The organism is Nocardia sp. CDC153 (genome assembly GCF_035818515.1).
GTDB lineage: Bacteria > Actinomycetota > Actinomycetes > Mycobacteriales > Mycobacteriaceae > Nocardia.
Window position 1 is genome coordinate 1,500,392 of the sequence record NZ_JAYKYU010000001.1, and the last position, 16,713, is coordinate 1,517,104.

The following is a 16,713-nucleotide window of genomic DNA, read 5'->3' on the forward strand; positions in this document are numbered from 1 at the left end:
GCGTGATGACGCGCGAACTATCGGCGGAATCGACCGCCGTCTCGAAGGAAACCTTCCCGCTCTCCCCGGCGCAGCTGGGGATGTGGTATGCGCAGCAACTGGATCCGGCGGTGCCGCTGTCGGAGGCCCAGTACATCGAGATGCGCGGACCACTGGACGTGCCGGCCCTGCGCCGGGCGGCCGCGCGGGCGGGACGTGAATTCGGTTCCGGCGTACTGCGATTCGTCGAGCTCGAGCATCGGCCGTATCAGGTGGTCGATCCCGAGAGCGAACCGGCCATCGGGTTCCTGGATTTCCGGGACCGACCCGATCCGGTTTCACACGCGCTGGAGTGGATGCGCGCGGATGTGGCGGCACCGATCGACATGCTCGGTGCGAAAGCTGGAGTATCTACGGTGATCCGGGTCGGGGAGTTCCATCACCTGTGGTACACCAGAGCACACCACATCCTCATCGATGGATTCGGTTCGGTGACCATGCTGTATCGGGTCGCCGAGCTGTACAACGCCGCGGTGCGCGGGCAAACGGCGCCTCCCGGCACCGCGGCCTCGCTGTCGGAAGTGCACGAGGCGGAGATGGCGTACCGGGAGTCCTCCCGGTACGCCACCGACGAGCGCTACTGGCGCGAGGCCACCGCGGGCATGCCCGACCGGTGCAGTCTGGTCGCGGCGACCGCGCCCGCGAGCGCGCTGGGTCGCGAGGCTCGCGCGCAATTGGGAGAGGCGACGGCCGCGCGCCTGGCGGACGCGGCCCGCCGCTTCGACACCAGTTCGGCGACCGTGGTCATGGCCGCGGTCGCGCTCTACTACGCCCGGCTGACCGCCACCGAGGACGTGGTGCTGAGCCTGCCGGTCTCCGGCCGCACCACCGCCATGCTGCGCCGCTCCGGCGGCATGATCGCCAATGTGGTGCCGCTGCGCGTGCCGGTGCCGCGGGCCGGGCGGGTGGGGGAGGTGCTCGATGCCGTGCGGGTGGCCGCGTCGGGGGCCTTGCGGCATCAGCGCTTCCGCCACGAGGACATGCGCGGCGAGAGCGAGCGGTCGGAGTTCGGCCGCGGCATGATCGGGCCGGTCATCAACATCATGCTGTTCCCGGCCGGAATCGATTTCGACGGGGTGGAATCGAGCCTGCACGTGCTGACGTCGGGGCCGATCGAGGACCTGTTCGTCAACTTCTACCAGCATGGTTCGGACGCGCCGATTCACGTCGACTTCGCGGCGAATCCGCGTCTGTACGACGAGGATTCGCTGAGCAGGCATCATCGGAGATTCCTCACGCTGTTGGATTCGCTGCTCGAGGCGGATGCCGACACCCCGGTCGGGGCGCTGGAATACGCGGTGGCGGACGAGAAGTCGCTGCTTGCGGGCGTGCACGGCGCGCCACCGCCCGCGGCGCGGCTGCTGCCGGAGATTCTCGCGGACGGTCTGCGCCGGGCCGGGCCCGACACCCTTGCCGTCATGGGTGGAGAGCGTCGCCTGACCTACGGGGAACTCGACGCCGCGTCGAATCGACTGGCGCGCAGCCTCTTGCGTGCCGGCGCGGCCATCGGACCGGAATCGACCGTGCTGCTGGCACTTCCGCGCTCGATCGAGGCCATGGTCGCGCTGTGGGCCGTGGCCAAGACCGGAGCCGCCTTCGTGCCGGTGGGCACCGCGCTGCCCGCCGATCGGGTCGCGCGGATCGCGGCCGAATCCGGAGCCGTGCTGGGCCTGTGCTTCGCGGAAAACACAGGAGCGCTGCCCGATTCGATCCGGTGGATCACCCTCGACGATCTGTTGTCCGACGTCACCGAGAGTCGACCGGCGTCCGACGCACCGCTGACGGCCGACGAATTGCGTGGGACGGTACGCATCGAGAATCCCGCCTACGTGGTTTTCACCTCCGGGTCGACGGGTGTGCCCAAGGGCGTGGTGGTGACACACGCCGGTCTGTCGGGGCTGGCCGCCGCGATCGTGGACGCCTATCGGGTCGAGCCCGGTGCGCGCGTGTTGCAGTGTCTGAACCCGAGTTTCGATGCCTCGGTGCTGGAATGGCTGATGGCGTTCGCCTCCGGCACGACGCTGGTGGTGGCCGAGTCCGACCCGGTGGTGGGCGCGGAATTGGCCGGTCTGGTGCGCGAATACGGCATCACCCAGATGTGTTCGACACCGGCGGTGCTGTCCACGCTGGAACCGGATGCGCTCGACGGTGTGCGGGCGGTGTCCTCGGGTGGCGAACCGACGCCGCCGGACCTCGTGGCGCGCTTCGGAATCGGGCGCGAGCTGCTGAATTCGTACGGGCCCAGCGAGACCACGGTGGCGGTCACCTACACCAAGGGGCTGGTGCCGGGCGTGAACGCCGGGATCGGTGATCCGATTCCGGGTGCGGGCATGCTGGTGCTGGATCGCTGGCTGCGGCCGGTGCCGATCGGCATGGCCGGGGAGCTGTACGTGACCGGGCCCGGCGTGGCGCGCGGCTACGTGGGTCGGCCGGGTTTGACGGCCGAACGCTTCGTGCCCGCGCCCGACGGTCCGGCGGGCAGCCGCATGTACCGCACCGGTGATCTGGTGCGCTGGACCGAATCCGGTGTGCTCGAGTACGTCGGGCGCGGTGATTTCCAGGTCAAGTTGCGCGGCATGCGCATCGAGCTGGGTGAGATCGACGCGGTGCTCAACGCCCACCCGGCCGTCGAGATCGCGGTGACCGTGGCGCGCCCGGGCCCCGGTGGCGGCACCGTGCTGGCCGCCTATGTGGTCCCGCACGCCGGGCACGACATCACCGAGTCCGAGCTGCTCGACCATGCCGGCCACCGGCTGCCCCCGTACATGGTGCCCGGCACCGTCACCGTGCTGGGCGCGCTGCCGCTGACGGCAAATGGCAAGGTGGATCGCCGAGCGCTGCCCGAACCGGTAGTGGCGCAACCGATTCACCGTGCCGCCGCGTCGGAGACCGAGCGGCTGCTGTGCACCCTGTTCGCCGAGGTGCTCGGTACCGCGGAGGTCGGACCCGACACCTCGTTCTTCGCCCTCGGCGGCGATTCGATCATGGCCATCACGCTGGTCTCGCGGGCGCGGGCCGCCGGTCTGGTCTTCTCCGCGCGTGAGGTCTTCGAGCACCGGACGCCCGCCGCGTTGGCCGCGGTGGTGACGCGGGTCGAGGACCGCCCGCAGCGGCTGGCCGAGCTGCCCGGCGGGGGCGTCGGCCGCATGCCATTGACCCCGATCGCGGCTTGGCTGTTGAGCCGGCCGGGGTGGAAGCATTTCGCCCAGTCCATGGTGGTGCAGGTCCCGATCGGCGCGGAGCCGGAGGCGCTGGTGCGCACCGCGCAGGCGATGCTCGACGGGCACGACATGCTCCGCGCCCGGGTGGTCGAAACCGATGAGGGACTGCAATTGGAGGTTCCGCCATCGGGTTTCACCGATGCGTCGAAGCTGTTGACCCGAATCGACTGCACCGCAACCGAGATCTCCGGTGAGACGATCGATCGTGCCCTGACCGCGGCCGTCGACCGGTTGGATCCACGCGCGGGCGTCATGCTCACCCTGACCTGGCTGGACGCCGGGCCCGGGCGCTCGGGTCGTTTGGCCATCGCCCTGCACCACCTCGCCTGTGACGCCGTATCCTGGCGAATCCTGCTGCCCGACTTCATGTCCGCCTGGGCACAGGCGTCCTTCGACGCGGAGCCCATCGTGCGGGAGACCGGAACCTCCATGCGCACCTGGGCTTACGCCCTGGCGGACCTGGCGAACCAGGCCGATGCGTCGGGTTCCGCTAGGGACGGTGCCGCGACCTGGCCGGTGAGCGAGCTGCCGTACTGGCGCGAGATGCTGCGGGACGACGCGTTGATCGGGCGGCGCAGGCTCGATCAGGCGCTGGATACGCGCCGTACCGCCCGAACCATCGATATCGAAGTGCCGGAGCGGGTTTCGGCCGCGCTCGTCGGCCGGATCGCGGCGACCCATCGCTGCGGTGTCGAGGACGCGCTGTTGGCCGCCCTCACGCTGGCGTTGGCTCGCTGGCGGGCTCGGCGCGGTGAGGCGGTCGGGAGCACCGGGGTGGCGGTGGAGCGGCACGGGCGCGATGAGGCCGCGGTGGCGGGAGCCGATCTGTCGAGGACCGTGGGATGGTTCACCGCGCAGGTGCCCGTGCGACTCGAACCTGCTGCGGTGGAACGGGATTCCGATGAGGACTCCGTCATCGACACGGTGCTGAAGGCGACCAAGGAGCGGCTGCGCGCGGTGCCACGCGGCGGATTCGGGTTCGGGCTGCTGCGCTATCTGAACGCGCGCACGGCCGCCGAGCTGGCGGCGCTGCCCGAACCGCAGATCGGGTTCAACTATCTCGGCCAGATTCCCGATGTGACGGCCGAGGGGGAGTGGCTGCCGGTGTCGATGGCGGATCGGCTGGGCGGGCTCGCGGACCCGGAAATGCCCTTGGCAGCCGTGGTTTCGATCGATGCGGTCGTGCTGGAGTCCGAGGGCGGGCCGCGGATCAAGGCCGTGTGGCAGTACGCCGCCGAGGCCATCGACGCCGACGCGGTGGAAGCGCTGGCGCGGGACTGGCTTTCGGCCGTGTCCGATCTCGCGGAGCTGGTCCAGCGGCCCGATGCCGGTGGGCTGACACCCTCGGATCTGCCTTTGCTGAGCGCATCCCAGTCGGAAATCGACTCGTGGGAGCGGGATTTCGGTCCACTCACCGACGCTTGGCCGCTGACGCCGTTGCAGCGTGGACTGCTGTTCCAGGCTCAACTCGCCGAAGGCGGGCCCGACGGCTATTCGGTGCAGGCGATCATCGACGTCGAAGCGGATCTCGATTTCGAACGGCTGACCGCGGCCGCCGCGGCGCTGGTCCGCCGCCACGATGTGCTGCGTGCGGGATTCGTCGCGACGGACACCGGTGCGGTGCAGGTGATTCCGGAGCGGGTGGTGGTGCCGTGTGCCTATCGCGAGGCTCCCGGCGCGACAGCCGAGGAGCTCGACGCCATCGCGGCGGAGGAGTTCCGCACCCCGTTCTCGGTCGATGCCCCACCTCTCATTCGCTTCCTCTGCGTCGCGGCCGGGGAGCGGCGGGTCCGGTTGATCATCACCAACCACCACCTCATCCTCGACGGTTGGTCCATGCCGCTGCTGTTCGCGGAGCTGATCGGTCTCTACGAAACCTCCGGTGACGACACCGGATTCGCGCGGCCGGTCCCGTTCCGCACGCACCTGGAATGGCTCGCCGCCCGCGATTCCGACCGTGCCCGCGCGGCCTGGTCGTCATCCCTCGCGGGCCTCGACGGCCCGACGCTCATCGCGCCCACCGCCCCGCGCGCCGACGCCCCGACCACCCCGGTGGCCCACGAGGTGCCGCTCCCGGAGGATCTGCCCGAGGCCCTGCGCCGTACGGCCGCGACCTGCCAGGTCACCGTCAACACCCTGGTCCAGGTCGCCTGGGCACTGCTGCTGGCGGAGCAGACCGGCTCGACCGATATCGTCTTCGGCGCAACGGTTTCCGGCCGCCCGCCGGAACTCCCCGGCTCCGATCGCATGGTTGGCATGCTGGTGAACACCGTCCCGGTCCGCATCACCCTCGACCCGGCCGAACCCGTCGCCGACCTGCTGTCCCGCGTCCAACGCGAACAGGCCGCTCTCGCCGAGCACCAACACGTGGGCCTCGACGAGATCCAGGCCACCACCGCCCTCGGCCCCCTCTTCGACACGTCCACCGTCTTCGAGTCCTACCCGGTCGACGCCGCCACCCTCACCGCCGCCACCCGCCAGGCCGACCTCACCATCACCGGCCTGCGCGCCAACGACGGCACCCACTACCCCCTCTCCCTGGCCACCTACGCCAATAACGGCCTCCGCCTCGAACTCACCCGCTCCCCTCGCCATTTCGACGCCCAGCAGGCCGATGCGCTCGCCGCATCGCTGTCCCGCCTCCTGGTGTCCTTGACCGGCGACCCCACTCGCCGAACCGTCAACCTGCACGGCACAGACACCCAAGACACCACCGCGACCCGCCATGGACCTGCGACCCGCAAGGCAGAGCTGCTGCCGGATCTTCTCTGCGCCAATGGTTCTCCGGACGGGGTGGCGATCATCCACGGCGGTGAGTCGGGTAGATCGCTGACCTATGAGGAGTTGGAGTCTGCTTCGAACCGGCTGGCGCGCAGGCTGATCGCGGCCGGTGTGGGGCCGGAGCGGGCCGTATTGGTGGCGCTGCCGCGATCGGTGGCGGCCATGGTTGCGGTGTGGGCCATTGCGAAGAGTGGCGCGGCGTTCGTGCCGGTGGATATCACCCAACCGGCTGGCCGGACCGCTGCCATCGCGGCGGAATGTGGTGCGGTGCTGGGGATTACCGCGGAACTGTCGTCGGTGTCCGCGGCCGAGTCGGTCGACTCGATTGACGAGGTCGAATGGCTTCGGATCGACGATCCAGCCCTGGTCGCGGCCTGTGCAGTGCTGTCGTCCGAGCCGGTGACGGATGCGGATCGGCTCGCGCCATTGCGGGTCGAGCATGCGGCGTATGTGGTGTTCACCTCGGGTTCTACGGGGACGCCCAAGGGCGTCGTGGTGTCGCACGCCGGGCTCGCGAATATGGTTGCGGCCACGGCGGAGCGCGGGCGGATCGATCGTGAATCACGGGTGATGCACTGTCTCAACCCGGCTTTCGATGCGGCCATGTTGGTGTGGATGTCCGCCTTCGCAGCGGGGGCGACCTTGGTTGTCGCGCCGCCGGAGGCGAGTGCCGGGGCGGAGTTGGCGCGGGCGATTCGGGCCGGGGGCGCGACGCATCTGACCTGTACCCCGAGTGTTCTCGCCACGGTGGACGAGAGCGATTTGCGAGATGTGCGCACGGTCGTCCTCGGCGGTGAGCCTTGCCCGCCCGCGCTGGTGGCGCGGCTGGGTGTGGGCCGGACACTGGTGAATTCGTATGGTCCGGCCGAGACCACGATCGCAGCGAGTTTCGGCGACCCGATGACCACCGAGACTGCCGCGCTGCTGGGCGAGCCCGTACCGGGAGCGAGCCTGGTGGTGCTGGACGGCTGGCTGCGGCCGGTGCCCCCGGGCGCGGTGGGCGAGCTGTATGTGCGAGGCCCGGGGCTGGCACGCGGTTATGTCGGGCGCGCACCACTTTCCGCCAGTCGATTCGTCGCGGATCCCTTCGCGGTCGGCGGGCGCATGTACCGCACCGGCGATCTGATGCGTTGCACCGCAGCCGGTTTCGAATACGCGGGTCGCAGCGATTTCCAGGTGAAGATTCGCGGTATCCGGGTGGAGCCGGGCGAGGTGGACGCCATCTTGCTCACGCATCCGCACGTGGATGCGTCGGTGACCGTCGCGCGCCGCAATCGGGCCGGGGCCATGACCCTGTGCTCGTATGTGGCGCTGTCGTCGCACATTTCGGAGTCGGAACTGCTGGCTTGGGCGTCGGGTCGACTGCCGCGCTACCTGATGCCCGCGAGCCTGGAAATCCTTCCGGAACTGCCCCGGACCGCGAGCGGCAAGGTCGATCTCCGCGCCCTGCCCGAACCGCGACTGGCCCAGGCGGAGTACGTCGAGCCGACCGGCTCAGAGGTGGCCATCGCGGCGACCTACGCCGAGGTCCTCGGCCTGGACCGGGTCGGCGCACGCGACGACTTCTTCGCCCTCGGCGGCGATTCCCTCATCGCGACCCGCGTCGCCGCCCGCCTCACCGCCCACCTCGGCCACGCGGTCCCGGTGCGGCTGCTGTTCGAGGCACCCGTGGTCGCCGACCTGGCGGTGCGGCTGACGGCCACCGAGCGCGAGGCATCCACTCCCGCGCTCGCCCGACGCGAACGCCGCGACCTGGTCCCGCTGTCCCCGGCCCAGCAGCGCATGTGGTTCGTCAACCGCTACGACCCCGGCTCCCCGGCCTACAACGTGCCCGTGGCCCTACGTCTTTCGGGCCATCTCGACCACGCCGCCCTGCACGCCGCCCTGCGCGACGTGATCACCCGCCACGAAACCCTCCGCACCGTCTACCCCGACATCGACGGCGTTGGCATGCAGCGGGTGCTCGCGGCCGAGGACGTCCCGCTCGACCTCGCTCCGGTCCCGGTGACCGACGCTCAGCTGCCCGAGGCCATCGCGGAGGTGATCGGCCGTGGCTTCGACGTCACTGCCGAGGTGCCCTTGCGGGTCCGTGTATTCCACCTGGACTCGCGTACCGAGGAGCATGTCGTCATCCTGGTCGCCCATCACATTGCGACGGACGGGTTCTCCATGTCCCCGCTGACTCGGGATGTGGCTGCCGCCTACGCCACGCGGGCGGCAGGGGAGATGCCGGTGTGGGAGCCGTTGCCGGTGCAGTACGCGGATTACACACTGTGGCAGCGGGATCGGCTGGGCGACGAGGATAATCCGGAATCGCTCGCCGCTCGGCAGCTCGGCTACTGGGAACGGCAGCTGTCCGGGGTGCCGGATCATTTGGAGCTGCCGACGGATCGGCCGCGTCCGGCGCGGGCCTCTCACCGGGCGGCGGAATGCACAGCCCGGGTGGATCGTCGGCTTGCCGAGGCCATCGAGCGGTGTGCCCGCGAGCATCGGGCGACCCCGTTCATGGTCGTGCACGCGGCATTGGCGGTGCTGTTGGCCAGGCTGGCCGGTACCGGGGATGTCGTCATCGGTACCCCGGTGGCGGGGCGTGGTGTGCGCGAACTCGACGATCTGGTCGGCATGTTCGTGAATACGCTGGTGCTGCGCACCGACATTCGGCCCGGTGAAGGCTTCGGAGCCCTGCTGAATCGGGTGCGCGACACCGATCTGGCGGCCTTCGAGCGGGCCGATGTGCCGTTCGAGCGCCTGGTCGAGGTGTTGGCACCGGCCCGTTCGGAGGCCCGGCATCCGCTGGTCCAGGTCATGCTGGTGTTCCAGAACCTGGCCATGCCGGAGCTGCGGCTCCCCGAGCTGACGGTGTCGCCGCTCGAATTGCCGCAGACCCACAGCCGTTTCGACCTGAGCCTCACGGTCATCGGCGATACCGACGGCATGGAGTTGCGCTGCTGCTACGCCACCGATCTGTTCGACGCCGCGACCATGTCGGCGTTCACCGATCGACTGGTCCGGCTGCTGGGTGAGATCACCGCCGAACCCGCGAAGCCGGTCGGCGACCTCGATCTGCTGACCGCCGCGGAGCGCGGCCACTTGCGGGGTGCGACAGCCCCCGTGGCCGCCGCGCGCACACTGGCCGAGCTGATGGCCGAGGCGGTCGCGGCCAACCCGGACGGCGTCGCGGTGGTGTGCGGCGACCGCAGCCTGACCTACCGGGAACTCGACGCCCGTGCCGAGAGGCTGGCGCGACGGCTCGCGGCCTCGGGAGCCGGACCGGAAACCCTGGTGGCCGTGGGCATTCCACGTTCCATCGAATCGGTCCTGGCGGTCTGGGCCGTGGCGCGCACCGGCGCGGCCTTCGTGCCCATCGACCCGGCCTATCCGCCCGATCGGATCGCCCGCATTGTCGATGTCTCGGGGGTGTGCCTCGGACTGACGGTGACCGCGCAACACGACCTGCTGCCCGCCACGGTCGACTGGTGGTGCGTCGACGACCCGTACAGCGACGACGCCCCGGCCACGATCCGCGAAATCCCCAGGAATACGGCACATCCGGCCTACGTCATCTTCACCTCTGGTTCGACGGGTGCGCCCAAGGGCGTGGTGGTCTCGCACGGCGGACTGGCGAACCTGGCCGCCGCGCAACGGGATAGGGATCGGATCACCTCGCAATCCCGTGTCCTGCACGTCGCCTCGCCCAGCTTCGACGCCTCGGTGGTCGAACTGCTCATGGCGGTGGGCGCGGCCGCCACCTTGGTGGTCGCGCCACCCACGGCGTTCGCCGGACCGGAACTCAGGGAACTCCTTTCTCGCGAACGGGTTTCGCATATCGCGCTGACGCCCTCGGCGTTGTCCACGGTGGACCCGACCGGCCTCGACGATCTGCGCCTGATCGTCACCGGCGGCGAACCCTGCCCGCCCGAACTGGTCACCGCGTGGGCCGCCCCGGGTCGCGAGCACTTCAACGACTACGGCCCGACCGAGGCGACGGTGTGGGCGGCCGGAGCGCCGGTGCGCCCCGGCGAGCCGATCACGATCGGTCACCCCGCCCCCGGAATGCGCGCCCTGGTCCTCGACGACCGGCTGCGTCCGGTTCCCGACGGTGTCGTCGGCGAGCTGTACCTGGGCGGAATCGCCTTGGCCCGCGGCTATTTCGGCCGCTTCGACCTCACCGCGAGCAGGTTCGTGGCCGACCCGCACGGTGGCCCCGGTCAGCGCATGTACCGCACGGGCGACCTGGTCCGCCGCCGCGACGGCAACCTGGAATACCTGGGCCGCACCGACACCCAGGTCAAACTGCGCGGCCTGCGCATCGAACTCGGCGATGTCGAGGCCGCGCTGACCGCCGAACCCGCGGTCGCACGCGCCGTCGCCGTGGTCCGCGACAACGGTCGCGGCGGCATGCTGGCCGCGTACGTGGTCGCCGCACCCGGTGCGGAACCGGACCCGTCGTCGCTGAAGAAAGCGGCGGCACAACGACTCCCGTCCTACATGGTCCCCACCGCGATCACGGTGCTGGACGAGCTGCCCCGCACCGCCAACGGCAAGCTGGACCTGGCCGCCCTGCCCGCCCCGCGGCCGGTGGCCGGTGCGCAGCAGCCGCCCGAGGGTCCCGTGGAGACCGCCGTCGCGCGAGCCTTCGCCGAGGTCCTGGGCATCGAACAGGTCTGGCGCGAGGACGATTTCTTCGCCCTCGGCGGCAATTCGCTGATCGCGACCCGCGTCGTGGCCAGAATCGGTGCCGCGCTGGGCACCGCCGTCCCGGTGCGCGCCCTGTTCGACGCCCCGACCGTGGCCGAGCTGGCCGTCCTCGTCGCCACCGGCGGCGCATCGGACCGCCCGCGCCCCGGACCGCGCCCGCGCCCCGACCGCATCCCGCTGTCGGCCGCACAGCAGCGCATGTGGTTCCTCAACCGCTACGACCCGGGCTCACCGCTCTACAACATCCCCGGTGCCTTCGAAATCACGGGCGCGCTGGATGTTTCGGTGCTGCGCGCCGCCATCGCCGATGTGGTGGCCCGGCACGAGACCCTGCGCACCGTGTATCCGGCCGGTCCGGACGGGCAGCCGTATCAGCGGATACTGCCCGTCGCCGCAGCGCCGATCACCGAAATCGAGGTCGACGCAACAGAGATCGGCGAGACGATCTTCGCTCAGCTGTCCCGCGGTTTCGACATCACACGCGAAACCCCGTTGCGCGTCTGCGTTCTCCGCATCGAGCCCGAACGTACGGTCCTGGCGCTGGCCGTGCACCACATCGCCGCCGACGGCTGGTCCATGGCCCCGCTGGCCCGAGATGTCATGTACGCCTTCGCCGCTCGCGCCGCGGGCACGGCACCGCGGTGGACGCCACTTCCGCTGCAGTACGCCGATTACGCACTCTGGCAACGCGAACTGCTGGGCTCCGACGACGATCCGGACAGCCTGGCCAACCGGCAACTCGAGTTCTGGCGCACCCAGCTCGACGGCATCCCGGAGGTCCACGCCCTACCCACCGACCGTCCCCGCCCCACCACACCCTCGGGCAACGGCGACCGCATCGAATTCACCGTTCCCGCACCGGTTCACGAGCGCGTCCAGATCCTGGCCCGCCGCCACGGCGCGAGCCCGTTCATGGTCGTGCACACGGCCCTGGCGGTCCTGCTGGCCCGCCTGTCCGGCCGCACCGATATCGCCATCGGCTCGGTCGTCGCGGGCCGCGGCGACGGCGAATTCGACGATCTCGTGGGCATGTTCGTCAATACCGTCGTCCTGCGCACCCGGCTCGACCCCACCGCCGGTTTCGCCGACACCCTCGACGCCGTCCGCCGCTCCGACCTGGCCGTCTACGGCAATATGGACCTCCCCTTCGAGCGCCTGGTGGAAGCCCTGGCCCCGACCCGGTCCACGGCTCACCACCCGCTGTTCCAGGTGCTGCTGGCCTTCCAGAATGTCGGCACCGAGACAACCTCGCTGCCCGGCCTGGAGATTCGCCCGCTGGATGCTCCCGCACCCGGCTCCAAATTCGATCTCGAATGGATGCTGGCCGAACAGTTCGGCGCGGCCGGGGAACCGGCGGGCATGACCGCCTCCCTCACCTTCGCCACCGACCTGTTCGACCGCGTCACCGCCGCCGCCATGGTGGACGGTTTCCTCGCGCTCCTGGACGCGGCGAGTGCCGACCCCGTGGCGGCGGTCGGCAACCTCGAGGTGTCGGGGGCCGAATTGCCCGCGCTCACGGTGGGTCCTCAGGGCGAGGCCGCGGTGCGGGCCCGCCCGACCCCGGCGCGTCGCGTCTACCGGGCACCGCGCACCGATGCCGAACGCACCTTGGTCGCGGCCTTCGAGTCCGTCCTGGAAACCCCGCGAATCGGTGTGGACGACAACTTCTTCGATATCGGCGGCAATTCCATGGGCGCGGTGCGCCTGGTCACCCTCGTGCGCGAGCGGACCGGAATCCCGATGCCGTTGCAATGGATGTTCCTCGACCCCACCCCCGCCGCCCTGGCGGTGCGACTGACCGAGGCCGCCGACCAGCCCGACCTCGACCCGTCGCTGCGGGTCCTGCTGCCCATGCGACCGCAGGGTGACGCACCGGCTCTGTTCTGCGTCCACCCGGCCATCGGATTGGCCTGGTGCTACGGCGGATTGGTGCAGTACATCGACCGGGCGCGCCCGATCTACGGCCTCCAGTCGCCGGGCGTCGCCGACGGCGGCACCGCCGACCGCACCGTGCGCGATCTGGCCGTGCGCTATGTCGAGGAGATCCGGCGTGTGCAGCCCGAGGGGCCGTATCACCTGCTCGGCTACTCGGCGGGCGGCCCGCTGGCGCATGCCATGGCCGTCGAATTGCGCCGCCGCGGCGCCGAAGTGCCCGCGCTGATCATGATCGATTCGCGCGCCGATGTGGCCGTGCCCGACGACAGCGCCCTGCCGCCGCTGTCGCTGCTGCTGTCGGAGTTCGGCGGCATCGACATCCCGCCCGAACTCGAGGACCTCACCCCCGCCCAGGCCGCCGACCTGCTGGCGGCCTCCGGAATCACGTTCACCGCAACCGAACTGGAGAACTTCTACAGCGACCTGCAACACCTGCTGCGCCAGATCGCCGCCCACGAGCACGAGGTCTTCGACGGCGACCTGCTCTTCTTCGCCGCCGCCTACAATCCGGACCCCAACCCGAACGTCACCACCTGGCGGCCCTATATCGCCGGAGCCCTCCACGACCGTCCGCTGCCCTACGGTCACAATGAGATGATCACCGCCGAGGCGCTCGCCCTGATCGGTCCGGCTGTCAATGCCTACCTGGCCCGATAGCGGCCTCCCGGGAGCAATGCCGGGTGGTCGCCCCGCCATCTGAGGAACAATGGGCCCGGAAACCCCGTCGACTACGGAAGGTTCGGGCAAGTGGCGGTGAACGGGCGGGTGTCGATGCAGAAGAAGCGGCTGTTGGGGGCGGCCGCGGTCGGGCTGGGTGCGCTCGGCGCGGGCGAGTTGCTCGCCGCGGTCCGGGGCGGATCCGTGCTCGACGGGCTGGGGCGGTTCGCGGCCGATTACGCGCCGACGCAGGTGGTCGAGACCATGGTCGCGCGGGCCGGTGAGCACGACAAGGAGATGACCCGGCTCGGCGTCGCCCTGGGCGGGATCGCGGCGGCGGCCGGAATCGGCTTGCTGCCGCGCGGATTGTGGACACCCGCGGCGGTCGGCTTCGGTGCCGGAACCGCCTCCGCCGCCCTGCGTAGTGCCAACCGGTCGGTGCCCGGTGCGCTCGGCGGCATCGCCGCGGCCGCCGTGCTCCGCGCGGGACTGCGTCGCCGGCCCACCGGCATCGGCGGCGAATTGCTCTGGGCGGCAGCGGGGACCGGTCTGCTGGCCGCGGCCGAGACGCTGGTCCGCCGCGAAGACCTCCGGCACCGGGAACGCGTCCGCCGAGTCGGCGCGATGGGCGCGCACGCCCCGGTCCCCGAGGACGGGCTGGGCATCGAGCCGGGCTTGACGCCGCTGATCACACCGACGAGCAAATTCTATGTGGCGGACGTGAATTCGCGTCCGCCGCGCATCGATCCCGGGCAGTGGCGGCTGTCCATCGGCGGCCAGGTCGCCCACCAGCTGCGCCTGTCGCTGGCCGATCTGGCCGAGCAGGCGGTGGAATTCGACGCCGTCATGGTGTGCGTGCACAATACGGTCGGCTCCGGGCGCTGCGGCAATGCCCGCTGGTTCGGCGTCCCGCTCACCGCGCTGCTCGACCACGCCGTCCCCGAGCGCGGGGCCACCCGCCTGGTCACCCGCGCCGTCGATGGCTACACCATCTCCCTGCCGCTCGAGCCGCTGCGCACCGGCGAATGGCCCGGCTACCTCGTCATCGGCATGAACGGTGAACCGCTGCCGCCCGAACACGGTTTTCCGGCACGGGTTTTCGTGCCCGGCATCTACGGCCAGTACTCCGGCGCGAAGTGGATCACCGAACTCGAGCTCGCCGACGACTCGCACGTCGACTACTGGTGGAAGCGCGGCTGGCCCGCCGAACCGTTGTGGGTGCGCCCGCAGGCCCGCATCGACGTCGCCAATGACGGCGGTTCGGGCACCGGGAAGTTCACCGTGGCCGGTGTCGCCTGGGCCCCGCCGCACGGCGTCTCGGGCGTCGATATCCGCGTCGACGAAACCGACTGGCTCCCGGTCGAACTCGGCTCCGAACTGGCCCCGGCCGCCTGGCGGCGCTGGCGCACCATCGTGGATCTGCCGCCGGGCACGCACACCATCGCGGCCCGCGTGACCGGACGCTCCGGTGAGGTCCAGGACGCCGACGATCGGCCACCGTTCCCGCTCGGCCCGGGCGGGCTGCACACGGTGACCGTCACCGCCTGACCTCGATCCATGACATCTGTCATGGCCGAGTGATGACGGACGGGGGAGGTGGTGGGCGCCCGCGCGGCCGACAGTAGGGGTATGAACGCAACCGCCCATGACATCGCCGCCGGTCGGGCCCGGCACGCGGCGGTCCCGGCCATCGAAATACAGCGCCTGGTCAAGACCTTCGGCTCGCCCGGCGGGACCGTGCGGGCCGTGGACGGCCTGGAGTTGACGGTCGGGCCGGGGGAGATCGTCGCCTTCCTCGGCCCGAACGGCGCGGGCAAGACGACCACCATCGACATGCTGCTCGGCCTGACCCGCCCCGACTCCGGGGAGATCCGGGTATTCGGCGGCACCCCGTCGGATGCCATTGCGGCGGGCCGGGTTTCGGCCGTCATGCAATCGGGCGGGCTGCTGCCCGATCTGACCGTCGGCGAGACCGTGCGGCTCATCTCCACCCTGCACTCGAACCCGCGACCGGTCTCGGAAGTGCTGGTGCGAGCGGGCATCGACGATATCGCCGACCGCCTGGTGGGCAAATGCTCCGGCGGACAACAACAGCGGCTGCGCTTCGCCCTGGCACTGCTGCCCGACCCGGAACTGCTGGTGCTCGACGAGCCCACCTCCGGCATGGATGTCGAAGGGCGGCGCGACTTCTGGCACGCTATCCGCCAGGACAGCAGCCGCGGCCGCACCGTGCTGTTCGCCACCCACTACCTCGACGAGGCCGACGCCTACGCCGACCGCATCGTGCTGGTGCGCGCCGGGAAGGTCGTCGCCGACGGCAGCGCCGCGCAGATCAAGAACCTGGCCGCGGGCCGCACGGTCAGCGCCACCCTCCCCGACGCCGATCCGGCGCACCTGCTGACCCTGCCCGGCGTCGATCAGGTCGAACAGCGTGGTGACCGAATCATTGTGCGGGCCAAGGACTCCGACGTCGTCGCCCGCTACCTGCTGACCGCCACCCCGGCCGTCGACCTGGAGATCTCCGCCCACAATCTCGAGGACGCGTTCCTCGCCCTGACCACCGAGGGAGAGCACCGATGAGCATTCTCGACACCCGCCCGGCGCTGCGTTCGGGCGGTCTGAGCACCGGTTTCCTGCGCATCGAGCTGATGCGCATGCTGCGCAATCGGCGCACGGTCATCTTCTCGCTGATCATGCCGCCGCTGTTCTTCGTCATCTTCGGCACCAACTCCGGCTACCGCAGCGAATCCTTCGGATCCGGCAATGTGACCGGCTACGTCATGGTGTCGATGGCCGTGTACGGGGCCATGCTGGCCACCACCAGCGGCGGCGCGATGGTCGCGGTCGAGCGGGCGGTGGGCTGGAGCAGGCAGCTGCGGCTGACCCCGCTGCGGCCGCTGGCGTATGTGGCCACCAAGATCATTATCGCCATGGTGCTCGGATTCTTCTCCGTCGCAGTGGTTTTCGCCGTCGGCTCGGTCCTCGGCGCACACCTGTCCGCCTCGGCGTGGGTGGGCTGCTTCCTCATCGCGTGGATCGGCTCGCTGGTCTTCGCCGCCTTCGGACTGTTCATGGGCTATCTGCTGCCATCGGAGAACGTCATGCAGCTGCTCGGCCCGGTGCTGGCGTTGCTGTCGTTCGCGGGCGGGCTGTTCATGCCGCTGCACGGCTGGTTCGAGACGGTGTCGAAGGTGATCCCGACCAATGGCGTCGCGGTGTTGGCCCGTGCGCCCTTCGCCGAGCCGAGCGCGGGATCGATCCTGCTCGCGATCGTAAATGTGCTGGTGTGGGCGGCGGTTTTCGCGGGCGGGGCGGCGTTGCTGTTCCGTCGGGACACGGCGCGCTGAGGTAGCGTCCGGGGTCGTGAACAGGTGGAACGAGG

General features: G+C 70.3%; 4 protein-coding genes. All 4 read left to right on the top strand.

The window, feature by feature from the left end; all coding sequences use genetic code 11:
- The first annotated feature begins 5 nt into the window (after positions 1–5).
- The gene (locus VMT65_RS06900; protein ID WP_326307082.1) at positions 6–13,331 is read left to right on the top strand and encodes a non-ribosomal peptide synthetase; all 13,326 of its coding nucleotides are present in this window, start codon (positions 6–8) and stop codon (positions 13,329–13,331) included.
- Between the two features lie 90 nt (positions 13,332–13,421).
- The gene (locus VMT65_RS06905) at positions 13,422–14,879 is read left to right on the top strand and encodes a molybdopterin-dependent oxidoreductase (RefSeq protein WP_326307084.1); all 1,458 of its coding nucleotides are present in this window, start codon (positions 13,422–13,424) and stop codon (positions 14,877–14,879) included.
- An 81-nt stretch (positions 14,880–14,960) separates the two neighbouring features.
- A complete protein-coding gene (locus VMT65_RS06910) occupies positions 14,961–15,911 on the top strand; it encodes an ABC transporter ATP-binding protein (RefSeq protein ID WP_326307085.1) in 951 nt (316 codons plus the stop codon).
- Entirely contained in the window at positions 15,908–16,678 is a 771-nt protein-coding gene (locus VMT65_RS06915) for an ABC transporter permease (RefSeq protein ID WP_326307086.1), read from the top strand. Before VMT65_RS06910 ends, VMT65_RS06915 begins: the two co-directional genes overlap by 4 nt.
- Positions 16,679–16,713 lie beyond the last annotated feature (35 nt).